The organism is Bradyrhizobium sp. AZCC 2289, assembly GCF_036924615.1.
GTDB lineage: Bacteria > Pseudomonadota > Alphaproteobacteria > Rhizobiales > Xanthobacteraceae > Bradyrhizobium.
In genome coordinates this window covers 1,353,524-1,377,917 of record NZ_JAZHRY010000001.1, presented here as the reverse complement: position 1 = coordinate 1,377,917, position 24,394 = coordinate 1,353,524, and the positions used below count along the sequence as shown (strand labels likewise).

Below are 24,394 nucleotides of genomic sequence, written 5' to 3'. Positions count from 1 at the left end.
AGTTTCAGGTGCGGTGTTCAGTGGCTTGGGGCAATTTTGTTCATGTGAGCGCGGTCTTGGCGCCCGGCACTGCTACGCAGCGATCAGTTTGGGAATGCGGATCAGGTTGTAGGCGATCAGATTGAGCAGGAAATCGGCGGCGACGCGACCGATGCCGCGATGTTTGGTCTTGCGCATGGTCCCGTGCTGCTTGCCCCAACCGAAGATGCACTCGGCCATCGCCCGGCGTGATTGCGACATGCCATAGCCCGGATGCCGCGTGGTTCGTTCGTCGATGGCGCTGTTGCGGGTCTTGCCGGTTTTGGTGACGGCGTTGTTTTGTGTCACGTGCGGTGTCACGTTGATGGCGCGAAGATTGGCCACATGATCGGCCGTATCGTAGGCCTTGTCCTCACCGACCGTGATCCGATGGCCGGCGGCCTTGCTCCTGGCCTTCAGCATGACCTCCGAGGCTCGGCGTTCGGCGGTGCCATTGGCGTGCGTGACCATGCCGGCCACCGCCAGGCCATGCCGGTTCTCCATGGTGGCGTGGCCCATATAGCAAAGCTTCGCCTCCCGCCCTGCCGCCTTGCGATAAAGCCTGCTGTCGGGGTCGCTGGTACTCGCATGGGTGTCGTTCTTGCGCTTTTGGCCATGGAAGTTCGTGCCGTCGTCATCGGCACCGCTCCCGTCCTTGGGACGAAAGCTCTTCTGTGAAGCCCAGGCTTCGATCAGCGTTCCATCCACCGAAAAATGCTCGTCCGACAACAGTGGCTTGACCTGCGGATGGTTCAGAAGCCTGGCCATGAACTTTGCAAACACCTCGCCGTTCTGCAGCCGATCGCGGTTCTTGGTGAAACTGGTCGGGTCCCAGACCGGGTCGTCGGGCGAAAGCCCCACGAACCAGCGGTACAAAAGATTGTAGTCCAGTTGCTCCATCAACTGGCGTTCCGACCGAATGCCGTAGAACACCTGCAACAGCAAGGCGCTCAACAATTGCTCCGGAGGGATCGAGGGACGCCCTTCGCTCGCATAAAGCTTCCCCAAGCTGCGGCTCAAATCGCCCAATACATCCCGCACCAGCGCCCGGATACTCCGCAGCGGATGGCTCGCGGGCACCCGCGCCTCCGGCGAGACGTACGAAAACAAGCCGCCCTGATCCGCAAACCTGCCACGCATGCTCGTCTCCAGCGATTCGAGGTGATAAAGTGAATCACCGAGTCCACATCGTGGCGAGAGGGTTTTTCAGCAAACTGCTAATGCCTAAAGTTCCATAACATTCGATCGACGAAAAAGGACTCACCCGGCGCGTGCCGCAACCTTCGCGTCAGATGGTTCAAGTTTCGTTTCTCGGCACCAATCGACATAAGGCTCGAAGTCCTTGAGCAGGGCCACGATTTCGTCATCTGTCATGCCCATTACACCTAATAGGCATACTTCCAAAAACAGCCGTGCTTTTTCCCCCAGCACAAAAACCTCACGCGAAGACATGAACTCCTTCGTCAAGCCTCCTATGTCGCCATAGTGCGTCAAAAAATTTCGTGCGTTTTTGAGCAACGCCATATCTTCGTCCCCGCCCGGGAAAAGCGGTTTAAGGCAGGTGGGATATCTATGAAATAAGCACTTCAAACGCTCCAAAAGTGAGGGGCTTCCCACAAAACTCAGTCCCACCTCGAGTTCGCGTTGCAGCGTCTCGTCTAGATCCTTCGGAATTGCCTTTCGAAGCGCTTTGAGCGTGGTTTTTCTCGTAGCAGCATTCGGAAACTTATCGCCCTTATACATTTGTCTGTGGAAAACTTCGAGCGCCTGCAAGTAGGTCAGCGTGTTCGTGTGGATGTAAACGTCATTGAGATAACGCGCGCCGCGAAAGAGCAGCACGGTCATGTCAATGGTGTCCTGCCTTTCCCGCCACTCCTTTAACCGTAGTCCAATGTTTGGACCCAATTTGGATTGATTAAACAATCCGAGGCGGTGATACGGTCTTCTCCTCGGCACTTCCCATTTGCGTTCGGGGACAAACAGACTCATTTGTTGAAATAGCTTGCCCCGCTTTTTAACAATGACGATGTCTTCTAGAAAAGTGGGTATCCGAAGCCCGAACGAGATGAATGTTTGCCATATGCGAACCTCCTCGAGAGCTTGTTCAATCGACACCCGTTTCGGAAAGACAATCTCAATTTTATTCTTCTCCTTCAGTTCGAATTGTTTCTCATGGCCAAAATACTCAGGACCCCGATACAGCGATAATAATCGCAACCGCCGTCCGCCGCCGATGTCAAAAAAAGGCGTGCTGCTGGCTTGAAAGGAGATATTGACGGACACGCTGGCCAAGTTGCCTTTCGGCGGAGGCGGAGAAACTTGCGGTCTGTCAACTTTTCCCGAGAAGCCGGCAGCGTTGCACCATTCTTCCAGGCCACTTAAGCCAAATAGGACGCGGTCGATGAACGGATCTTTCAGGGTTTCAACGTGCGCTCCGCTGAGAACATAACTAGCGGAAAATGCGACCTCCGTTTCTCTCTCTTTTTTCGGCGGATACGTCTTGCTCGGGCCGCGGGTGGGTCGTGCACCAAAAACGGACACGCTGCGCATGGGCTCGCTTGTGAGGTGTCCCCAGAGTGTTGTTAGGTCTGCCGGTCTATCCGAGAGCACAAAATTGCTTTCCTTGCCGCGGATGACGAGTTCGGCGCAGTCATCCTCGTCAACTTTCAGGGTGCCGTTAAATTTTTTCTTGGGCTCATTGATATCCCACCAGCGCCCATGACGTGGATTACTTCGAAAATCGTCCATTGGCATCTCTAACCAATCCATGAACTTCAGTTTTTACCCGCAGCTTGATTTGGCTGCTTGTGCTTGAACCACGCACTGAATTACGGTCCGCCCAATTCACGATCGCGTCCCGACTTTTTGCCGCTCGCCTTAGCTTTAAGAGCGGCGCGCTCGCGTTCAATCTCGGCAATCAACTCTTTCGGAAGGAAGATGTTGTCCTTTACCCAGCTCCACAGTTCATCTGCTTCCCGAAAATGCGCCGGCCCCGCCTCCAAGGGATCGTACAGGCGTCGAACAAGAACTGGATTTTGCGAGGCGTAAGTATAGGTCATTTCATCATGCGGGTAATTATCTCCTACAAACGGAAAATTCCAATTTGACAGTGCGTGACGTAGAGCGGCGTCGCATTTTCCATCCAGAGTCTCTTCCAGCTTGCAACTCAGGTTCGAAGAGGAAGGGTAATCCCTCAACATCCTTTCTCGCCTCGATTGGTCTGGAACGCCTTCGTGCTTATCTCCGAGGAAATGAACCTCAAGCGGCTGGCACAGCTTGCGAATGTGAAATACGAGTTGATCGAGCTTCAACAGATCCTCAGCATGACGGGAATATCCGTACAGCTGATATCGGTTGTTGGCCTGGCCATCGCGATACAGCCGTTCAACGAATTTGTCGGTTGTCTCAGCGTGCCAATACGGATCTGGTATCTCCTTCGGCTTCGTAAGAATGCTGGGTAGTAGTTCAGGCGCCAACGCTCTTACGGCAGGGAATAGCTCAACGATGTCGTGGCCAAACTTCCTTACACTTTTTCCATTCAGAAGGAGCGATGCTTTGAGATACTTCTCGACACAATGGACGGCCAGCCAGAAGAAATCGACGTTTAGGCCTTTTTGGAAGCACCATCTCGCGGCAATATAGTTGTCGTCTGCTGTGGCGATAAAGAGTTCTTTGACGATACTGTGCTTTTCGGCATAATGCTCATCGTAGGGTATCGGCATGGCAGCTCCAAACGTCTGATGAGAGTCCAAAGTCACTCGGCGAATATTGGACAACTCGGTCTATTGGCGCGCAATCTATAGGGGCCACGGGGGGAACAAACCAGTGGTCGATACGCCAGCTCCAGTGCACACATGCATCATATGAAGGACGACCTCATTTTCTCTGAACTGGTCCGGCGCTGCCCAGCCCTTGACCGGGTGACGGCTTACCGCCTCGCGAGCGTATGGTCAGCTCTACAGGGCCGCATTGTCGCGCGCATGTTTGATATTTGTGAAGCCGAAATGGGCGCGTCCCTACATATCGATCAACGAGCCGAAGCGGCGTTTGAGCTGAGCAGGCTGCTGCTCTTTCTCAGTGGACGTATCTTGGACGAGAAAGCGAAGCAGAAAGCGCTCAGCGAGCACGATCCTGATGACGAGGCCGCGCTGTTGGAGACGAAAGAGGAACAGGCCAAGATTGATGCGACTGCCCGTAACATGGCAGACGGCGTCTGGAAGCCGCTCTTGGCCAAATGGCGCAAACGGCGGCCGCTTGTAGAAATGCCCGGCCAAGCGGCAAAACGCTCGAAGCTTGTCAAGCCAGCCAAATCCGTCTTTCGTAAACACATGCACTACGTGCCGCAATCGACTACCAAACAATGGGCTAGCGCAAAGTCGGGCAAATTTACGGTCTACAAGATCGGTGCCGACGGCGAAGTAAAAGCGGAAGCAACCACAGCAAAGCTGTGGGGCGCGGCTCCGTCACTCTATACGCAAGGTCTGGAGCATCTTCTTGGGTTGATCGAAGGCGACGCGCGCCGACCGTACCAGAAGCTCGTCGATATCGTACCGCTTGACGCGATGGAAACTCGTCGCTGGATCGCGTTTCTAATCGCTCAACTCATTCGAACTCCGCGGTTCATGCGCTCGATATTGCGCTATCAGAAAGCTTGGATCGAGAGCACGGGTTTCAATTATCCGACAACTCCGGCGCATCTCGGACAAGTTTACGAGACGTTGTTCACAAACAATGATCTCTATGCGGCCTATTACAAACAAATCACGCGGCGTGCATGGGCAGTGGCGTCTGCGGCGGATGGCCTTACTTTTCTGAAGGGCGAGAATCCCGTGGTGATTAGCGGTAGACCCACAGGGGATTCTTGGCGTCTGCTTTATCCTCTGACGCCCACGCGATGTTTCATCGCGGGTCCAGAACTTGAGGGTGAACCAAGGATGATTATTCCACGCCAGCATGTATTGACCGACGCCGACACGATCGCGGTGAATGCGGCTACGTGTAACTACGCAGAGACTTCGGTAATTGGTATCAGCATCGCCGATCGCATTGACCCAAGGCCGACGATCAAAACGCACCTGTCGAGGCGTAATGCGCCGAGTACGGTCGAGCTGCCGCTATGGGGGCTCAATTCGGAACCGGTTTCATCGCTTGTGTCCGGCGTGCCACGACGTTGACTGCGAGAGCCCGTCAGTTAACAGGCTGAACTTCTTATAATGAGCACCTATTTTCACTGCACCCCATGTTCGGATGAGGACGCTTGGTTCGAGGGGGAGTTCATGCCGCTAACTTGCTAAACCCAACTTTGCCATTTGTGTTCAACTCCGACGTCGCCTGAGCAGGCTTGGGCACGACGTGCCGTGGGCGCAGGCGTGAAGTTAACACCAATTTGGGGAGTCCAGAATTCGTAATCGTCATCGCCCCATATTCGTTCAACAACTGTACCCATGTCTTTGGCGTCTAATTTGACCGATCCGTCTGGATCGACGCTGAGGTGAATCGAGCGAAATGTTTCGCCAGTTTGCCTAAATATTTCGACTGAATAGTTTTCAGACATTGGTGTCCTCCAGTTAGAAAAAATCGAGAATGCAGCTCCCAAGTTCGATAGGCGCAGAAGCCGCAACAGTTGCGGGAAGAGCCGATAGCATAGTTGCTAATTACCTTGGCGCCTTTGCTGACGACTGGAGCAACTGCCAAAACGAGCGCTCTCAAAAAAACCGAACCGTCAGACGAGTAGGGACCGATGTTCGGTCCACGCCAAAGGAAGAAGCTTCGGGATGCGTGCCAATGAGAGTCTAGCCGGTTGCTTGCCCTCTAAAATTGCTGACGCAACGTCGGGCGAAAGAAACGCGAGCCTGAGGGCGTGGCGAACGACTTTTGGATGCAGGCGGTTCGCCTCGGCGAGCGCTTCGATGGACTCAAACGCTCCGTCCTGAAGCGATTGGACCCAGGCCTGAGCACGGACGATAGATCGGACCAAGCTTTCGTTATGCTTGGTCTCCTGCGCATCCTCGTTGTCCATTGCGGTTGCCGTATCCTTTGTTTTTTGCGACCAGGCGATTCTTATTTGCACGCTGGTCCCGTTCACATCGGTGGGGCCATCAGGGCCAGAGATTGTTACCAACAGCCGGTCGCGGGCAACGACGACGCGCTCAAGCATTTTAATGAGGTCAGGCGCAGTATCGGATTCTGTCCGCCCTTGATGGGTTTTAAGGGCAGCAAGAACGGCGCTCTCTATCTCTGCGGCTGGGACGCGTCCTACCGAGCCCGCTGTTGCTTTCCGCCCGCGCAGCAGCGCCGAGCTGACGTAGAAGCGATAACGCACGCCGTTTTTGCTGGAAAAACTCGGGCTCATGCGGTTTCCCCGGTCGTCGTAGAGCTTGCCCAAGAGCAGGGCGCCGCTTTCGGATCGTTTTGCCTTCCGGCCGTTGGACTTGGTGGCGAGGAGTTGCTGAACCCGATCGAAGGTCGCGCGGTCGACGATGGCTTCGTGCTCGGCCTCGAACCATTTGCCGTCGTGATGGATCTCGCCGAGATAGACGCGGTTCTTCAGGAAATAGGCGAGGGGACCATAGGTAAAGGGAATGCCGCCCTGGTACTTGGCGACCTTAGTGCTGCGCCGTTTGGTGGCGATGCCCCTGCGATCGAGTTCGGCCACCAACTTGCTGAAGGACTTTAGTTTTAGGTAGAGCTGGAAGATGGTTTGGACGGTCTCGGCCTCGGCCTTGTTGATCACGAGCTTCTTCTCCCTGGCGTCGTAGCCGATCGGGACCGTGCCGCCGGTCCATTTGCCCTTACGTCGTGAAGCCGCGATTTTGTCCCGCACCCGTTCGGACGACAGCTCCCGCTCGAACTGGGCAAAGGACAGCAGTACGTTCAGAGTCAAGCGCCCCATCGACGTCGTAGTATTGAACTGCTGGGTGACGGCCACGAACGAGATTGATCGGGCGTCAAAAGCTTCGACTAGCTTGGCGAAATCGGCGAGCGAGCGGGTGAGGCGGTCGATCTTGTAGACGACTACCACGTCGATCCTGTGGGCCTCGATATCGGCCAGCAGCTTTTTCAGGGCGGGCCGATCCAGGTTGCCGCCGGAATAGGCGGGGTCGTCATAATGCTGGGGGAGGGCCTTCCAGCCCTGCGAGGTCTGACTCTTTATATAGGCCTCGCAGGCGTCCCGTTGGGCATCCAGCGAGTTGAACTCCAGCTCTAAGCCATGCTCGGTGGATTTGCGGGTGTAGATGGCGCAGCGGAGTACCTTGGCTTCATTTGCCATCGGCACCCTCCCGCTTGGGCGCTGATCGCAGTCCAAAGAACCGCAGCCCGTTCCATTTGGTGCCGGTAATTTCCGAAGCGATCTCGGAAAGGCTGGCAAAGGTTTTGCCGTCATGGGCAAAGCCATCGGCCATCACCATGACGCGATGGGTCTTGCCCTTCCACGTCCGTACCAGTTCGGCGCCGGGCTTGATCCGCCGGGGTAGCTCAAGCCGGCCGTTGGGTTTTGCCCTAGCAGCCTTCACCAATTGATCTAGAAGGCGCCGCGTCGAGTGAGATAGAACACCGTAGGCTTTTTCCTGGATCCGTTGCGCGATGCTGCGTCTCAGCAGATCCGGACCGAACGCTTTTGGCGGTTCGGTCCGGAACAGCTCGCGGTATCGATTCCGCAAATCCGCGATCGGCATCGCCGGCAAACGATCCAATTCGGCCTCAACTGCCGGATCGGACGCCGTCTTCATATGCTGCCGACCCGATGTCATGAGGCCGCGCCCGATTTTGCGATCCGGTAGATTCGCTCGTCGCCGACCTTGTCGGAAACGAGGTTCAGCTTAAGCTTCTTCTTGACCACGCCGGCAAAGAAGCCACGCACCGAATGCTGCTGCCAATCCGTCGCTTTCATGATCGCGGCGATCGTTGCGCCCTTCGGTTGGCGGAGCATTCCAAGGACGATTTCCTGCTTCGACGAAGCGCTGGTCAGCTTAACCGCTGCCTTTTGGGGCGCGGCCGTCTTGGATGCGGCTGTCGACTGGGTGGCGCTTCGCTTCCCCGACGAAGCCCTCATGGTTCCCGGTTGTTTGGTGCCGCGCTTTGCTGCTCTCGATTTTGATTTGCTGGTGGCCATCTGGCTCTCCCTGATGTCAATGACAGCATCAAGTGCGGCCACTGACACGAGCCCCGCGATTGGGCGGGGCAAGCAGGAGAATTTAAGCTTGCGACAACCTGTTCAATATGGACGCCGTGGAACCGTGCTCAAGATCGCGGTTTGATCACGTTGGCCTCCGCTAACCTGCCACTACACACGCTCCATCCGGCGCGGAAGTCGAGCAGATCCTGAGCAATCTTGTGACGTTGTTCGCTGCTCGCCGAGCACCTTGTGATCGATAGCCCCCAATAACTGGCATTTCAGGGGCGGCGCGGAGTAGATCTCACCATCTACTCATGCCCGGGTAATCATATTCGTCAGGACGGCCGACGGAGATGGGTGCAAAAATTTCAATGTTATCGTACATCGCACGGGCAGCGGCCCATTTCAAAAACTGAGAGATGCTGTCGACCTGATCGTCATGTTTGCCCTGGGGAAAAGCCAGTAATTCTAGCAAAAAAGCATCAAGCCATTCCGCCTTCGCCGGCAAGAACACCTGTCCTGCTTCAATTTTGAAAGATTGTGCTACCATCCGATCGGCCTTGCTGCCCTCTGGCTTGATGCCAATCGGAGGGGGCATTCCCTTCGGCGTATCGCGCCGAAGGTCCTGCAGCAGCGCCATCCCGGGTCCGGCGTCCTCGATCAGGACGGTCTCCGCGCCGTGCCGTGTGGCCAGGCTCGCGACGGTGCGCCTGAGGTCCGGATATTTCTGGCGCCCCCGAAACACGTCGAGCAGGTAATAATCTTTCTTCACGGTCCGCCAGGTGGTGCAGACTGAGTAGTCATTCTCCGGACCGGTCATGGCGGCGGTATCCCAGCTTTGCGCGATATGCTCGCGTGGGCCAGGTGCAGGTAGATGATCATAAAATCGAAACCACTCGCGCTTGATGAGATTGCCCTCCAGCGGGATCGGCCGCTGCTGGTATTGTGCGGAGAACATCAGGCTTCCGATTTCCGCCTTGATCCGATCGAGAACAGCTCTGTCCTCCCGCTTCGCGTGAAGTACATCACCGGTACGGCGACTGAATCGCTTGTTGCGACCAATCGGGATATCGCGCTCTTCGAGCTCAATCGCGGGGAGATCGAGATGGTGCCATCCCTCTAGCTGCAGAAGATGACCTGCGAGATCGTCTTCATGCAGGCGTTGCATTACAACGACGATAGGGCCCTTCTCCTTGTCGTTGAGGCGCGAGACGAGTGAGCCGCCATACCAGTCGATCACGCGCTTGCGCGCCGGTTCCGACATCGCGTCCTCGGCCTTGAGGGGATCGTCGATGATGATGAGATCGGCGCCACGACCGGTCAACGTACCGCCAACGGAGGTGGCATACCGGCTCCCGCCAGCCGTGGTGACTAACTCCGTACCGGTGTCCTTTGCCGGGCGCATTCCGGGAAACAGCGCGCGATACCAGGGAGCATCGATCACCATCCGAAACTGGCGGTGTAGTTCGGCTGCAAAATCATTGGAGTAGCTGACGACGATGATACGGCGGCTGGGATCATGACCGAGCGACCAGGCGACGTAGGCTATCGAGACGCAGATCGATTTCAGGGAGCGGGGAGGCTGGTTGACAAGAAGGCGTTGATTTTCTCCAGCATCGATACGCATCAATTGGTAAACGATGGCATCGATGTGCCAGTTCGGTAGAAATTCGGTGCCTGGCAGGATAGTGTTGAATACCTTTTGAACGAAGTAACGTAGGTGAGTCCGCAGCAGTGCCGCGAGAGCGTCATTCATTCGATTCCCTCGTCGTGGAGCCCTCGTCGGACGTGTCCGTGGAACCCGCTCTCGCGGTTGCTAGAAGCTCTTCGCGAAACGCGTCCAAAATGGCTTGATCGTCAGCCGAGACGATCTTGGTGGTGGTTTCGGTCGGGTCAACGCTGAAGATGCGGGCAAACTCCAGCAGGCGGTCAAGTGCACGGGCATCGCCTTTAAGGGCTTTTTCCCTCATTCGGAGCAATACCGCCTTCTGCGTCGATACGCGTTTGGTCTTGCCCCCGTCGTTCAGGGTTATCGGAGCTTCGAGCGTACGCTTCAGATCGGTCGCAAAGTTCAATGTGCCCTTGGGCCGGCCCCGCGGGTTGCCGGACTGTCCAGGCTGGAATTGACTGTGAATTGGTGGATTGCCATAGCCGGTCCCGGTGCTGGATTTTTTCCTTCTCATAGGCGGCCTCCAACCTCAGTGAGGCCGGCATCGGCCGATGCGCCAATGTCCGCGCTCGCACCGAAGGGCTGAGCAGTCTCGGCATGGACGGCGATTTTCCCGGTCAGGTGCTGCCAGCGGCGAACCGTCGCATCGACATAGAGCGGATCGATCTCGATCAGCTTGGCGCACCGTTCGGTTCGCTCCGCTGCGATCAACGTCGTTCCGACACCCCCGAACGGATCAAGGATGACGTCATTCTGGTTGGAGCAGTCGCGGATCGCATCGGCAACCAGAGCGACCGGCTTGACGGTTGGATGGATCGAAAGCTTGCCCTTTGCGGAGTTGGCCCAAACGTTCTGACTGGGATAGTCCCACACATTCGGACGATGCCTGCCAAACCGGCCGAGCTGGATGTTGTTGACGTGGGCGGCATGCCCCTTCTTAAACACGAAAACCAACTCATGTTTGGAGCGGTAAAGCGATCCCATGCCTGCGTTTGATTTGTTCCAGACGCAGAGGTTTTTCATCTCTGCGTACACCGGGGTGGCGGCGGCCAGTAGTTCCTTGATCCGGCGCCAGTCCATACAGACAAAGTGGATGGAGCCATCAAGCGCATATCGCGAGGCATGCCCGAGGGCGGTCGCCAGGAACACCTCGAATTCCGTCGAGGACATCTCTCCGGACGCCATCGCGAACTCGGAATGCCTTGTTCTGCCAAGTCCGGAAACATGGCCGTCGATTTCGACATTATAAGGCGGATCGGTGAACACCATCGAAGCGCGCTGGTCACCTAACAGGTAATCAAAGCTCTTGGTGTCCAGTGCATTGCCGCAGTGGAGCCGATGGTCGCCCAGGATCCAGGTGTCACCCGGTCTCGTGACCGCCGCTCCTGCCTCGATCGGTGGCAATTCGTCTTCCTCGTCTCCCGCTCCAAGGAGGTGGGCGTCGATTTCGCCCATTTCAAATCCGCTAATCTGAAGGTCGACGTTTTGGTCGAGCGCGAGGACGTCTGAGAACTCAAGGGCCAGGGCTTCAGTATCCCAACTGGAATCTTCACCGAGGCGGTTCAGCGCTAGTCGAAGAAGTCGGAGCTTGCTGTCGTCGAGGTCGGCAATGGTGACCGCGGGAACTTGCGGCAGACCCAGCTGCCGCGCCGCGAGAACGAGGCCCCAGCCGGCCACAACACGCTGCTCGCCGTCCACGATAACGGGAAGAACAAACCCGAATTCGTCCAGGCTCGTCGCCAGTTTCTCCAACTGCCGGCGGGGGTGCCGGCGAGTTTCCCGGCCCAGCGCCTTTAGCTTGTCTGTCCGAACCAAGGTGGGACTAAGGTCCCGAGAAACCGCATGCCCGTTCCCGCGGGCGCTCGTTGACGACGTCATCGCTCCTCTCCGGCTTTCGACGATTCACGGACTCTTTCCGCTCAGTGTTGAGTTTGGCCAGGAGAACGGGTCTTACAATTAGGGAATCGTCTCCCTCGCCATCATCTTTCGCCGGGAAGGCGCGTTTCGGGAATGAATGAGGCCGGCCATCCACTGACTGACCTGTTTCGGTCTTATGGAAGGGTCGCAAATTGTTAGGAAGTCTCGGACGAACTGGCCGGCCTTGGATTGCGGCTTGCCGTCATACTCAGTTTTCACGTAGGGCGTATGGGTAAATTTGCCGCCACAGGCCTCAAATATTTCGGCTAGTCTGGCAACCACCTCCTTCATTTCGCCGACAGGCTTTGGACCACCTCGTTTCTTGCCGGTCTCTAGCGCTAGCCCGGTCGCCTCAAAAACTCTTCGCGCGATATGGACAACCTCTTTCAACGATCGCAGGTGATAGTCGCTCGTCCACGGCATAACCCCAAGCACCTCGCTTTGGGATGCGAAATCGAGGAAGTGCAGAGCATCCGCAAGGCCGTCAGCCGACGACGAGAAGACAAGTAGACCGTTTGCATGAGGTTTTTTAGCGCGGGCTGTCGATTTTGCACTGGCCGCCAGCGCGCGTAGCGCAAGGGGAAGCGACAAAAATACCTGAAAGGCTGTCGCATGACCAACACCGAGGATTTTGATCGATTCTAGATCCCGAATTGTAGGTTCATCCAAATCAGCGGTCGCAGCTAAAAAAGATCGGAGCCGGTTGCCGACAATCTTAAGCGCCTCGTGAATGGCTTTGCGACGTGGTTTTTGAGATTCAAAAAGAACGCTCTTAACCAGGAGTTCACGGACAAAATCGAGATTTGATCTCAACGGCTGTTTCAGAAGCGAAACGTCGGAACGATTTAGATGAGCGATGAGGCGTTCGAATTCGCTGTCACTGAACAAAGCGCCGATATCACCACGGCTATGTTGAGCCGACGTGAGGAGACGTGCCTCCATTTCCTTGGTTGTCTGTCCATGGCCCCGGACGCAGACCATTCCAGACCAGCCCCACGCAATGTTCACTCGTCTCGGCATCTGATCCTCTGGCGGTGAAGGGGACAGAATCACGTGCGAACATAGCAACCTCCAACAGGTTACCGGTTCGTCAACAGTTGCCGCAAATTCGTTTGAGGCACCGGATTGTCCTCATCAGATTCGCGGAATGGACCGTTATGGAACGCTACTTGGCTCAAAGCGCTCAAAAATGCGTCGCTTCAGATCGGCTCGCCGAGGGTACGAAGGTTTGCACGACCTCGTAGATGCCTGGGTTCCGAAGCAGTGAACGCTGGAGGCGGACAAACCGACCCCACGGTGACGTTTGAGTTCACTCTGCCGGTAAGCGCAAGCAGTGCATCGTGAAGTCTCTGCCCTAAGCCTTGCAAGGAACGGGCGGTCCGGCCGAGAGTTCAGCTCTCGATTAAGATTGCCGGGACGACGGAGAAGCTGTTCCTGTGCCTTCACGCCCACAGGTTCGATCGTGCGAGATCGACGAGATCGTCACCGCGGCCGTTGAACACGGCTTTCACCATGTAGAGCGTGAAGCCTTTGGCCATTTCGGCCGTGATTGCTGGCGGGATGGGCAGCACCGTCCGGCTCACCACCGCATCGACCAGCACCGGTCCGTCATGGGCAAGTGCGGCAGCGACGCCCTTGTCGACGTCGGCGGGATCCTCAAGCCGGATCCCGCGCACGCCGCAGGCTTCGGCCATGGCGGCAAAGTTTGGGTTCTTGAACTCCGTGCCGAAGTCGAGAAAGCCGGTGGATTTCTGCTCGATCTCGATGAAGCCGAGCGCGCTGTTGTTGAACACGACGACTTTTACCGGCAGGCCGAGCTGAGCAAGGCTGAGAAAGTCGCCCATCAGCATGGTGAAACCGCCGTCGCCCGACAGCGAGATTACCTGCCGGCCCGGAAACGCAGCCTGCGCGCCAATCGCGTGCGGCATCGCATTGGCCATTGACCCATGCCAGAACGATCCGATCAGCCGCCGCTTGCCGTTCATCGCCAGATAGCGCGCGGCCCAAACCGTGGGTAGGCCGACATCACAGGTGAAGATGGCGTCCGCTGAAGCCTGATCGCTGATCGCTTTGGCGACCTGCTGTGGGTGGATCGGTTTGCGACCGGGTTTGCTGGCCGCGAGCCCATCGAGATCCTTGCGTGCCTTGCGGTAATGTTCCGTCGCTCGGTCGAGATGGGTGGCATCGCGCGTCTTCTTGATGAGTGGCAACACGCTTTCAATGGTCGCCCGAACGTCGCCCACCACGCCGATATCGACCGGCGCGCGGCGGCCGATCTGTTCGGGCCGCACATCCACCTGCGCGATGCGCACCCGCGCGCCGTGGGGGTAGAATTGGCGATACGGAAAATCGGTGCCGAGCATCAGCAGGATATCGCAGTCGAGCATGGCGTAGTAGCCGGAAGAGAAACCAATCAGTCCGGTCATGCCGACGTCAAACGGATTGTCCCACTCGACATGCTCCTTGCCCCGGAACGCATGCACGATGGGAGCTTTAAGACGGTCCGCGAGCGCGAGGAGTTCATCATGCGAGCCCTCGCATCCCGAGCCGCACAGCATGGTCACGCGGCCCTCGCCGTTGAGAAGCGCCGCGAGCCGGTCGACATCGACGCGCGCCGGCATCGCGACGGCTCGGCTGGGCAGCAGGCCCGCGGCCTTCGGCAGCGGCGCATCTGCGGCGGGCTGAAGGGCGACGTCACCCGGAAGGACCACGACCGAGACGCCGCGATTGCCCACCGATTGCCGAATCGCGATCTCCAGAACGCGGGGCATCTGGTTGGCTCCCGAAACCAGCTCACAATAGTGACTGCACTCCTTGAATAGATTCTCGGGATGGGTTTCCTGGAAATACCCGGCGCCGAGTTCGGCCGAAGGGATCTGCGCCGCGATCGCGAGCACCGGCGCGCGCGACCGGTGACAATCGAACAAGCCATTGATGAGGTGCAGATTGCCGGGTCCGCAGCTGCCGGCACAGACGGCGAGGTCTCCGGTCAAGTGCGCTTCGGCGCCGGCCGCAAAGGCCGCGACCTCTTCGTGCCGCACATGTACCCATTCGATCTTGCCCTGGCGGCGGATCGCATCGGTCAATCCGTTCAGGCTGTCGCCGACGATGCCATAGATCCGCTTGACGCCAGCGGCAGCGAGAGTTTCCGCAAACTGATCAGCGACTGTCTTTGCCATAGCTATTTTCCTTCTATGCGGACTTGAACGATTAGCTTGTGGATCCGGCTATCGATTGGTTTGCCGGCATGATTTGGCACTATTCTCGCATTCCGAACCAGAAAGCAGCGCAACCAACTGATCCTGACGTCTGAACCACGGCGGATTCTTGGCGCCAACGTGGGTTGACGTCCGACCGTGACACGCTGGCATCCCTAGCGACGGCTGAAGACTTTGAAGCACTCCGCCAAATGGCAATCTGCAGTCGTGGGCTTATCTTATCGGGGAGAGTCTCGATAAATAATCGATCTCCAGCTCGCCTTCATAAGTTTCGGCGCCGGCCTTCAATGCTTCCGTCACGCGCGCTTGCGTTACCTCGCTCGCGACACTCAAATCGGACTCATGGGCTTCCACCAGAAGCCCCTCTGCCATGGAACTAAATGCTCCAGTATCCACGGCCGCCTTGGCGTGAGCGATGGCATGCATAGGAAATGAGGCGATGCGGTGAGCCAGTTTCTCGACAAAAGGAGTCAGTTCGTCCGCTGGCAACGCTCGATTGATATAGCCGTAACGTTCTGCCAGCTCCGCCGAGAGATCATTGCAACCCAAGAGCACCTCCAAGGCGCGTCCCCGCCCGATAAGCCTTGGCAATCTTTGCGTCGCGCCCCCGCCTGGAACAAGTCCAACCGCCACCTCTGGGTGGCCGAAGATCGCTTTGCCAACGGCAGCAAAACACATGTCCACGGCCAGCGCGATCTCACTCCCTCCGCCCCGGGCCCGTCCCTCGATTTTGGCGATGGTTACCTTGGGCATGTTCCTGAACCGCTCGCCGATCATCTGCGTAAGACGAAAGCTGCGCGTATGGGATACTATTTTGGAGGCGGCTCCAACCCGGCCCAAACCAGAGTGGGCTATAAAGAAATCAGGGAGCTCGCTCTGCAACACCACGACCCGGACGCTCTCATCGGCCTCGAGTTCCCTGCCGAGTTTGTCGAATTCCTGCGACAGAGCTTCGTCAAGAAGATTTATCGGCGGGTGATCGATGCTGACGAATGCGACGCCGGAATCAAACCTGAACCGGAAACATTTGTAATCAGAATATCGCATGGGAATAGCTCCATTTGGCGACCGTTCCAGACGGCCGATCTGTCGGCGAGAGAACTTCTCGATAAGCTGGGGTCATCCGTTAGCCCGCCTCCGGACGACTCAGTTCCTCAAGCAGGAAAATAAACGACTCATACGGTCGCCCGGTCGCGTGCCGAAGGCCCATCTCACAGGTTCGGTTCGCCGAAATGTAGGCCTCGGCCGGGTGAGCATCCAGAACGGCTTTGACCTCGCGGGTCGCTGAAACGACGAGTTCGGGATGCAGGAGACCTCTATCCCCGGCCGTACCGCAGCAGGTCGTACCGATTGGCACCTCGACCTCATCGGCCAAATGCGTCGCGATCTGCTTGAGCTTCCCAGCCAATTCCAGGTGCGTGATGGAGCAGGTTGGGTGCACGGCGATCCGCCCGAGCTTCCTCCGGATCGTCAACTTCGGAAGTAGATCGTGACACCACGCGATCGAGTCGATGATGGTCAGACTCTCGTACCTGGCCTTGGTCTCGGCGTCGAGTAGTGACGCAATATCTTGGCTGAGACCGAGAGTGCACGATGCCGCATCAACGACGATCGGGATCTTACCGCCGTCGCTCCACCGCAGCATGGCGTCGGCGATGGATTTGGCCATGAACTCGTGGCCCTGGGGATAGCCTTTCGACTTCCAGGGGGTGGAGCAACAAAGACCGGCGACGTCAGGCGGGATCCACAACGGCATTCCGGCTCGTTCGGATAGTGCGACGAACGCCTCCGGCAAGGACGGCGAAGCCGGGCCGTCCGGATCGCGGCCAAACATCCGATTGATGCAGGCGGGAAAGTAGACGGCTGCGGCAACGTTCCTTTGGGTCGACCGTAGAGCCCGAGCTGCCCGAGGCATCGGACCCGGCACGCTCGGTATCAGATCGGGATTCGCGACTGCTCGCGCAACCCCGGTCAAGGCCGTCAGCGGCTTGACTCCGAATAGAGCGGAGAAGGCATGCGTGGCGGACAGGCTCGCTCGGGATACCTTCTCGACCGCGCTCCAGTTCTTGGCTAATCGTAGCGCGACCTTGTCGGCTGTCGGAGTGGTCTCGACCGCACGCAATTCGCGGATCAGAGCACCGGTGTTGATTCCGATCGGGCAGGCAATCGCGCATGTGCCATCGCCGGCGCAGGTCTCGATTCCGTCGTACTGGTACTCCTCCTGCAGCCGTGCAAGCATCGGTGATCCCGGCGATTGGCGAGCCATTTCACGCCTCAGCACGATCCGTTGCCTTGGCGTCATAGTGACGTTACGGCTGGGACAAACCGGTTCGCAGAATCCGCACTCGATGCATTGCGAAGAATCCGTGACGCTCTCGATCTGGGGCACCGATTTCAAATTCTCCAAATGGAGTTTTGCGTTGCGGGTCAGGATCACGTTCGGTCCCAGAATGCCTTTCGGGTCGGCGAGCTCTTTGAGCCGCCACATCATGCCGGTGGCCTTCGCGCCCCATTCCGACTCGACGAAAGGCGCCATGTTGAGACCGGTACCGTGCTCGGCCTTCAGCGAGCCGTCGTGCTTGCGGACGACGAGATCGACGAGTTCTTCGATGAAGGCCGCGTACCGTTTGTGGCCCTTTGGATCGCCAAAGTCCGCGACCAGCGTAAAGTGAAGATTTCCGTGGGCTGCGTGGCCGGCGACCCCGGGGATGAAGCCGTGCTTGCCGAGCAGTTCCTGGATGTCCCTAGCTCCTTGCGCCAGGCGTTCTGGCGGAAAGCACACGTCCTCGGTTATGAGCGTCGAGCCCTGGGGACGCTGTTTGCCGATCAGTCCGAGCAGTCCTTCGCGTACGTGCCACGCCAGCTCGACAGCTTCCGCCACGCTCGTGAACTCTACCGGATGAATCAGATTGGCTTTGGAGGTAAACTCGACGACCTTGTTCTGCAAAACCTCGAGCGCTCTCATGTCTTCGGCGCCGAACTCCACGAGAAGGGCCGCAGCCTTCGGATTGAGAGTTTTCCAATAGGAAGGGGTGTGCGCGAAGGCCTGGCCGGCGGCGGCGAGAGCGGGGGCGACCATCAGCTCGACCGCGGAGGCTCCGAGACCGACGAGGCCGGACACAAGGCCGACCGCTTCGTCGATGGTTGGGACCGGTATCCAAGCGACGCTGGTCACGCCAGGAACAGGAACGGTGTCGATCACAGCCTCGGCGACGAACCCAAGCGTTCCCTCAGATCCCACGAGAAGACGACGAAAGATTTCGAGTGGCGTCTCGCCGTCGAGCAGAGCGCAGAGCCGGTAGCCATGGGTGTTTCGTATCGAATATTTTCGTCGCACGCGGTCGGCCAGCTCGCGATCGGCGAGCAACTGTCCGCGGAGTTCCAGCAGCCCGATCGCAAGATCTGGTTCGGCTCGTTCGAATGCCGCCTCCGCGTCGGGAGCCGAGGTGTCGATTACGGCGCCGGATGGCGTTACGAACGTCATCGCCGAGACCGTCTGGTAAGCGTCGTTTCTGACGGTGCAGCGCATGCCGCCAGAGTTGTTGGCTATTACGCCACCGACGGTGCATGCGTGCGAACTTGCCGGATCCGGTCCAACCCGTCGGCCGTATCGCCCGAGCATTGCGTTGACGTGGCCCAGGATCATTCCTGGACGCGCGCGCACCCGGCGGCCATCGTCCTCCACTTTGGCGCCGTACCAATGACGGCGCACGTCGATGAGTATATCGTCCGACTGGGATTGACCGTTCAGGCTGGTTCCCGCCGCGCGGAACGTCGCGTGCCTTCCGTTCTCTCGGCAATAGCGAAAGAGATTGGCGATGTCATCGGTCGTTCGAGGCAGCACGACAACTTGAGGGACGAGCCGATACGGGCTCGCATCGGAGGCATACCGTACGAGATCGATTGCTCTGTGGAGGACGTTCGCTTTTCCCAGGAGGGCGATGAGATCGGCCTTCAGGTCACCTGGGGTCCCGTCGAGCAGGGAGGCGGAGACTGCATCGCACGTCGGTGGCCCGTCGAACCGTCCTATGCGCGCGGGGTTCGTGGAAAATAGCTTTCTGATCAACGCGGCGTCTCCTCTTTCACTCGTCCTGGACGGGGTTGCTCAAGACACCGATCCCCTCGATCTCCACTTCGAAGACATCGCCCTGCCGCATGAAGACAGGTGGCTTGCGCGCCGCCCCAATGCCACCGGGTGTTCCGGTGATGATCACATCACCCGGCTCCAGACTCATCGCGACGCTGATCATTTCGATCAGCGCGGGGACGCTGAAGATGAGCTGGTCGGTACGCGCATCCTGCATCACCCGGCCGTTCAAGCGGCCCTGAATGCGCAACCCGTGGGCCCCCGGCGGCACGGCATCGGGCGTCACCAGCCAGGGGCCGAACGCCCCTGTGGCATCGAAATTCTTGCCCATCGTCCATTGCGGCGTGCGCAGTTGAAAATCGCGTATCGACGCATCGTTGAATAGGGAGTAGCCCGCAACGTGATCGAGGGCTCTGTCGCGGTGGATGCGGCGACCGCTCCGGCCGATCACCACGGCGAGCTCCGCCTCATAGTCGAGCGCGGACGATTCGCGTGGCCGCCGGATCGTTTCACGGTGGGCGATCAGACTCGTCGCGAAGCGCGCGAAAATTTCGGGATAGACCGGCTTTTTGAGTCCGCTTTCCTCGAGGTGATCATCGTAGTTGAGACCGACACAGAGGATCTTCGGCGGCTTGGGCACCGGAGGCAGTATCCGAACTGCATTCAGGTCGATTGCGGGCATGGGCAGAAGGTCTCTGCCTGTGCGCAACAGATCCGCACCTTGCGCAATCAGTTCAGGCAGAGTGCCTGGAAAGCCGCTTTCGCGCTCCGTAAGGCCATGCCAGCCCGAGCCGTCATCCGCCGCGATTCCGGGGAGACCCGCCTTCTCGAAATGGACAATGCGCATGGGTTTCCTCCAGTGGCCTGCGGACACGTGCCTCAGCGCCATAGATTCGTTCTGGCCAAGTCAATGACCTCGTCAGCCTCGCGGTACGGTGCTGGCGGCGTGGAGCTTTTCGATCTGGGCAGCGTCGAAGCCGAGCTCCCTGAGAATTTCGTGATTGTGCTCGCCGAGGCCGGGCGCGCGGCGCGCGGGTTCCTTTGCAACGCCGTGCACCTGCATAGGGCTGCTGACTGTAAGCGTCAGCTTGCCTCCCGCGCCCTCGAGCGGAACGACCATGTCGTTCGCGCGCAATTGCGGGTCGTTGATGACTTCGCTCGGCTCCACAATCGCTCCGTACGTGATGTGCGCTTTGTTGAAGACCTCGCGCCAGTGCTGCATCGGCTGCTTGGCGAACACGTCATCCAGGATTGTCCTGAGCTGTATCGCGTTCACCGCTTGTTTTTTCGCATCACTGAAGCGCGGATCGGTCATCAAGTCCGGCCGGTCAATGGCGGCCGCCAGCGCCTGGAATTTATCCGGCGTGACCACCAGCAGGAACCAGCTACCCTCAGACGCCTTGTAGGGATTGAAGAACGCGTTCGACGGGCTCTGCCGATCGTGCAGCGGATAGAAGATCGCCCCGGCCAATGCCCCGGCAATGTGGGCGCCAGCGGCCCAGACGCCCTCGGCGAGTAGCGATGTCGTGACATAGGAGCCTTTGCCCGTGCGCTCACGCCGGTACAGGCCCATGACGATCGCAGAGAACAGGCCAACCGCCGTCGCATGATCGCCGCTGGTCACCATGGGCGTTGTGGGCGGCGCCCCCGCATCGCGTGTCTCCGACAGCAGGCCGCTGCGCGACCAGTAGGCCGTTACATCGAAGCCTGGAAGGTCGGCGTCAGGGCCGTTGTCGCCGAAGCCCGAGATGTCAGCGTAGATCAGCCGGGGGTTCCATTGCACGACGTCCTTGTATTCGAGCTTGAGCCGCTCGCGCGCCGGATGTGGCGTGTTGACGATGAGGACGTCGGCCCACTTGACCAACCGTTCGAGCACTTCTGCGGCGTTCGGCGATTTCAGGTCGAGCGCCAGCCCACGTTTATTGCGGTTGTCCAGATGCCACGTGTAATTGTCGCTGGCGCGCGGCTGCGGCGGAAGCTTGAAGACGATTCGATACATGTCGCCGGAGGGCGGTTCGACCTTGATCACGTCCGCGCCGAAATCGGACAGGATCACCGCAGCGCCTGGGCCCGCAACGAAGCTGGCGAGGTCCACCACTTTCAATCCCGAGAAGATGTTATCGCTTGCCATTGGTCTCTCCTGAATTGTCATGCTCGGCGAGTAAGGTTCAACGCCCGTGGAACTGGGGCGCGCGCTTCTCAAGGAAGGCGGACAGATCCCTCCACGTCGGCCTATTCAGGGCGTTGAGCACCCTTGGCCGATTGACCGTCACGTAAGCGATCGCACCCTTTTCTCGTACAGAACTATCGCGAGCGTCAGTGCTGCCGCTGCCGAAGTGATGGGCATCACCGCCGGTGAAGGCGTGAGCGTTGCTGTGGCGGCCATGTTGGTATCTCCTGTCTGGGAAATAAGCGGGCGAGCCAGCGGGGAGCGGGTGGCCGCTGGCTCGCCCTCGCTCATACGAACGCACTGAACCCGGTGATCGCTTTGCCGACCATCAGGTTCTGCATCTGGTACGTACCCTCGTAGTTGTAGATCACCTCGGCATCGGCGAAGAAGCGGGCCACGTTATAGTCGGTGCTGATGCCGTTGCCGCCGAGGATCTCGCGGGCCCACGCGACCGTCTCGCGCATTCTGTAGGTGCAGAACGCCTTGGCCAGTGCCGCATGATGGTCCCCCAGCTTGCCTTCCGCGGACAGTTGCGCCGTGCGCACCACCATGCACTGAGAAGCTGTGACGTTCGCGAGCATTCTGGCGAGAAGGTCCTGAATCAGCTGGAACGAGGCGATCGGCCTGCCGAACTGCAAACGCTCCTGAGCGTACTTGAGCGCATGCTCGTAGGCTCCCATCTGGCATCCCGTCGCCTGCCACGCGACGAGATACCGCAGAGTGCGCAGCACCCGCGCGGTGTCGCGGAACGAGTTGCCGGACTGAAGGTGATTCTCTGCAGGCACGCGGCAGTCCTTCATCGTGATGAGGCCGTTCTGCACCACCTTGAACGCGATCTTGTTATGGATCTTCTCGACGCTGAAACCCGGCGTCGTCTTGTTCTCGACGATAAAGCCCTTTTCCTCGTTGTCGGCGACGTCGCGCGCCCAGATGATCGAGATGTCGCACCAAGGCGAGTTGCCGATCCACTTCTTCTGGCCGTTGAGGACCCAAGTGTCCCCCTCCTTCTTCGCCGTCGTCATCAGGCCGCGGCTCGCCCCGGAGCCCACGAGCGGCTCGGTCAGGCCGTAGCAGCCGATCTTCTCAAGGCGGGCCATCGGCGGCAGCCACTTCTGCTTCTGCTCCTCCGAGCCCGCGGCGTAGATTGAGCCAATCGCCATGCCGTTGTGGATGCCGAAGAAGCCCGCGAACGAACAATCCACACGCGCCAGCTCCATCGCGACCAGGCCCGACAGCAGGAGGCTTCCTCCTCGGCACCCGTATCCCTGCATACCCAGTCCGCCGATGTTCAACTCCTTGAACGCCGGCAGCACCTCGAACGGGAAGGAATCCTCGATCCAGTACTTATTGATAATCGGCGCGACCTTGGTCTCCATGAACGCTCGCACTTGTTTTAAAACCGCCTGTTCCTCCGCGTTCAAGGTCTCTGCGAATTCGTAGAAGTCGCTGTTCGGCGGGGGCAGCTGTTTTGGAGCTTTCTTCGCCGGTGCTGCTGCGCCCGCGATCGGCGCTGGTGTCGTTACCATGTCGGTACTCCTTCAATTCGACAACGGCTCTGCGCCGTCGCTTCCGTGTGCATAGAAGTCGCACAAGCTTGTGCATCAGGACTAGGTGAAGGTGACAAAGGGCGCTTTGACAAACATGACTCACTTGGAATGTTTAGGCCCTGCGGCGCGCCAGGCACTGTGACAGCGACGTTGCCGACCGAGCTTGCGCTCACCTGGTAGGCTGGCGTGAACTCTTCGGTGGGTCAGCTGCGGTGACTGCCGGCTGCGCAGTCACGATCTATCTCGTCGTGCCCGAGGCAGCACCGGTCGCAAACGGGGCGGCGTCGGTGCGCTTGAGGAATGTTTATGCTGATTCGCGTTTTTGGCGTCTCACGGCCCCTCTCGGCGACCTCTATCGGAACGGCCTGGCCGGACTCTGGGCGGCGCAGTGGCTCGACTTTGTGCTTTGTATTGGGTTCATATGCCGGCAAAGGCAAGCAACGGTTGTTCATCAAGCGCAATGATCACGCGACAATGTCGGCGGCATCAGCCCGAAGTGTTCATTATTCCAAATGATTAGAGGCGGCCGGGCTTTTGCCGATGCGATCAGCTTTCTTGAACTTGCGGCGGATTCCATCGATCCAGCCCGCGACGAGTGCGCGTGTCCGTTTAGTTTCGCCGACCTGCAACGGCTAAGATCAGGTAGGCGATTTCCTTGGGATGAGACACCAGAGACAGGTGGCCTGCGTCCAGTTCCGCGCTGGTTGCGTTCATGCGTTTTGCCAGAAATCGCTCCCCTTGGCTTCACTCAGGCCGCCGCTCCAGATGGCAGATCCAAAGCGCTTCATGGCTTCTTGCTCCTTTCGTACTGTGTATGCGCTGGGTTCGTCAGGTTTGCTGTCCCGCGGCTTCGAGGATCAGCCGCGTGATTTCATCGGGATGGGAGATCAGCGAGAGATGGCTGGCCTTCACTTCGATGGTCTTGGCGCCCATCCGTTTTGCCATGAAACGCTCAAGGTCTGGATTGATGGTGCGGTCTTCGGTCGAAACGGCATAATAGCTGGGCTTGGATCGCCATGCGGCGTGGGTGGTCTTGCCTGACAGCAGAGCCTTGTGGAACGGCTCCTGCACGGCGTAAAGCACCCTGGCCTTCGCTTCCGGCAGGTCGCCGGCAAAATCGCGAAGGAAAGCCTCCTCGGAAAGGCGTCCTTCATCGCCATCGAACGCGATCCCGGCCGTCGCCGGCGGCGTCGGATATGTCTTCGCCAGGGCGGTGTAATCCTCGCCCGCATCCGGCGCGCGCGCCGCCACATAGACGAGCGCGGAGACGTTCGGATGCACACCGGCTTCCGTGACGATCATCCCGGAGAAGGAATGACCCACCAGCACCGTCGGGCCATCCTGCCGCGCCAGCACACGCTGGGCCGAAGCCACCGCTTCAGGCAGCGTCGTCAGCGGATTTTGCACGGCCGTGGCGTTGAGCCCCGCCGCCTGCAATCGCGCTATCACTTCGGACCAGCATGAGCCATCGGCAAACAGCCCGTGCACAAGCACGACGTTGCTCGCCTTCGCTGGAGTTGAATTTGCGGCCATGCCACGTGTGGAAATCAGCGAAGCCGCTAGACCGGTCACGAGGGCGGCGGAAAAAGCGCGTCTGTTCATCATGATATCTCTTCCTTCAAGGATAGGTGGATTGTCTGGTTGCACGGTGT

At 58.7% G+C, this 24,394-nt stretch carries 20 protein-coding genes; 2 read left to right on the top strand and 18 right to left on the bottom strand.

The window, feature by feature from the left end:
- Window positions 1–72: 72 nt before the first annotated feature.
- The 3 genes from V1289_RS06880 to V1289_RS06870 form a co-directional block, all read right to left on the bottom strand.
- Window positions 73–1,158 (bottom strand): IS5 family transposase, encoded by a 1,086-nt coding sequence (locus tag V1289_RS06880; protein WP_334396227.1) that lies wholly within the window; start codon window positions 1,156–1,158, stop codon window positions 73–75.
- 120 nt (window positions 1,159–1,278) lie between these two features.
- Window positions 1,279–2,766: a HEPN domain-containing protein gene (locus V1289_RS06875; RefSeq protein ID WP_334396226.1), complete on the bottom strand. Its 1,488-nt coding sequence runs from the start codon at window positions 2,764–2,766 to the stop codon at window positions 1,279–1,281.
- A gap of 80 nt (window positions 2,767–2,846) precedes the next feature.
- Window positions 2,847–3,740, bottom strand: coding sequence for a HEPN domain-containing protein (locus V1289_RS06870; RefSeq protein WP_334396225.1), 894 nt, complete (start codon window positions 3,738–3,740; stop codon window positions 2,847–2,849).
- Between the two features lie 141 nt (window positions 3,741–3,881).
- On the opposite strand from V1289_RS06870, the gene V1289_RS06865 reads away from it, so the two are divergent.
- Window positions 3,882–5,192, top strand: a complete 1,311-nt coding sequence (locus V1289_RS06865) for a DUF4238 domain-containing protein (RefSeq protein ID WP_334396224.1) — start codon at window positions 3,882–3,884, stop codon at window positions 5,190–5,192.
- Between the two features lie 116 nt (window positions 5,193–5,308).
- Here V1289_RS06865 and V1289_RS06860 read toward each other — a convergent pair whose 3' ends face one another.
- The 4 genes from V1289_RS06860 to V1289_RS49550 all read right to left on the bottom strand — a co-directional run bounded on the left by V1289_RS06860 (window position 5,309) and on the right by V1289_RS49550 (window position 7,948).
- Complete coding sequence (locus tag V1289_RS06860; RefSeq protein WP_334396223.1) at window positions 5,309–5,572, bottom strand: hypothetical protein; 264 nt, start codon at window positions 5,570–5,572, stop codon at window positions 5,309–5,311.
- Window positions 5,573–5,740: 168 nt separating this feature from the next.
- On the bottom strand, window positions 5,741–7,288 hold the full coding sequence (locus V1289_RS06855; RefSeq protein ID WP_334396222.1) for a recombinase family protein: 1,548 nt from the start codon (window positions 7,286–7,288) through the stop codon (window positions 5,741–5,743).
- Window positions 7,278–7,769, bottom strand: coding sequence for a DUF2924 domain-containing protein (locus V1289_RS06850; RefSeq protein ID WP_334396221.1), 492 nt, complete (start codon window positions 7,767–7,769; stop codon window positions 7,278–7,280). The genes V1289_RS06855 and V1289_RS06850 overlap by 11 nt, the downstream gene beginning before the upstream one ends.
- Window positions 7,766–7,948: a DUF3489 domain-containing protein gene (locus V1289_RS49550; RefSeq protein ID WP_442895963.1), complete on the bottom strand. Its 183-nt coding sequence runs from the start codon at window positions 7,946–7,948 to the stop codon at window positions 7,766–7,768. The genes V1289_RS06850 and V1289_RS49550 overlap by 4 nt, the downstream gene beginning before the upstream one ends.
- Between V1289_RS49550 and V1289_RS49545 the strand changes: the two genes are divergently transcribed.
- Complete coding sequence (locus tag V1289_RS49545; protein WP_442896238.1) at window positions 7,908–8,276, top strand: hypothetical protein; 369 nt, start codon at window positions 7,908–7,910, stop codon at window positions 8,274–8,276. The genes V1289_RS49550 and V1289_RS49545 overlap by 41 nt on opposite strands.
- Window positions 8,277–8,435: 159 nt before the next feature.
- Here the strand turns inward: V1289_RS49545 and terL are convergent, their stop codons facing one another.
- The 11 genes from terL to V1289_RS06785 all read right to left on the bottom strand — a co-directional run bounded on the left by terL (window position 8,436) and on the right by V1289_RS06785 (window position 24,350).
- Window positions 8,436–9,890, bottom strand: a complete 1,455-nt coding sequence (terL, locus tag V1289_RS06840) for a phage terminase large subunit (protein WP_334396219.1) — start codon at window positions 9,888–9,890, stop codon at window positions 8,436–8,438.
- A complete protein-coding gene (locus V1289_RS06835) occupies window positions 9,883–10,317 on the bottom strand; it encodes a DUF5681 domain-containing protein (RefSeq protein WP_334396218.1) in 435 nt (144 codons plus the stop codon). Before V1289_RS06835 ends, terL begins: the two co-directional genes overlap by 8 nt.
- Entirely contained in the window at window positions 10,314–11,681 is a 1,368-nt protein-coding gene (locus tag V1289_RS06830; protein ID WP_334396217.1) for a DNA modification methylase, read from the bottom strand. The genes V1289_RS06835 and V1289_RS06830 overlap by 4 nt, the downstream gene beginning before the upstream one ends.
- A gap of 78 nt (window positions 11,682–11,759) precedes the next feature.
- Window positions 11,760–12,662, bottom strand: coding sequence for a hypothetical protein (locus V1289_RS06825; protein WP_334396216.1), 903 nt, complete (start codon window positions 12,660–12,662; stop codon window positions 11,760–11,762).
- A gap of 500 nt (window positions 12,663–13,162) precedes the next feature.
- Window positions 13,163–14,899, bottom strand: a complete 1,737-nt coding sequence (poxB, locus tag V1289_RS06820) for a ubiquinone-dependent pyruvate dehydrogenase (protein ID WP_334396215.1) — start codon at window positions 14,897–14,899, stop codon at window positions 13,163–13,165.
- A 252-nt stretch (window positions 14,900–15,151) separates the two neighbouring features.
- Window positions 15,152–15,985, bottom strand: coding sequence for an enoyl-CoA hydratase/isomerase family protein (locus V1289_RS06815; RefSeq protein ID WP_334396214.1), 834 nt, complete (start codon window positions 15,983–15,985; stop codon window positions 15,152–15,154).
- 79 nt (window positions 15,986–16,064) lie between these two features.
- Window positions 16,065–18,782: an FAD-binding and (Fe-S)-binding domain-containing protein gene (locus V1289_RS06810; protein ID WP_334396213.1), complete on the bottom strand. Its 2,718-nt coding sequence runs from the start codon at window positions 18,780–18,782 to the stop codon at window positions 16,065–16,067.
- A gap of 238 nt (window positions 18,783–19,020) precedes the next feature.
- Window positions 19,021–19,872: a fumarylacetoacetate hydrolase family protein gene (locus V1289_RS06805; RefSeq protein ID WP_334396212.1), complete on the bottom strand. Its 852-nt coding sequence runs from the start codon at window positions 19,870–19,872 to the stop codon at window positions 19,021–19,023.
- 72 nt (window positions 19,873–19,944) lie between these two features.
- Window positions 19,945–21,156: a CaiB/BaiF CoA transferase family protein gene (locus V1289_RS06800; RefSeq protein ID WP_334396211.1), complete on the bottom strand. Its 1,212-nt coding sequence runs from the start codon at window positions 21,154–21,156 to the stop codon at window positions 19,945–19,947.
- A 326-nt stretch (window positions 21,157–21,482) separates the two neighbouring features.
- Entirely contained in the window at window positions 21,483–22,721 is a 1,239-nt protein-coding gene (locus tag V1289_RS06795; RefSeq protein ID WP_334396210.1) for an acyl-CoA dehydrogenase family protein, read from the bottom strand.
- A gap of 849 nt (window positions 22,722–23,570) precedes the next feature.
- Entirely contained in the window at window positions 23,571–24,350 is a 780-nt protein-coding gene (locus tag V1289_RS06785) for an alpha/beta fold hydrolase (RefSeq protein ID WP_334407311.1), read from the bottom strand.
- Window positions 24,351–24,394 lie beyond the last annotated feature (44 nt).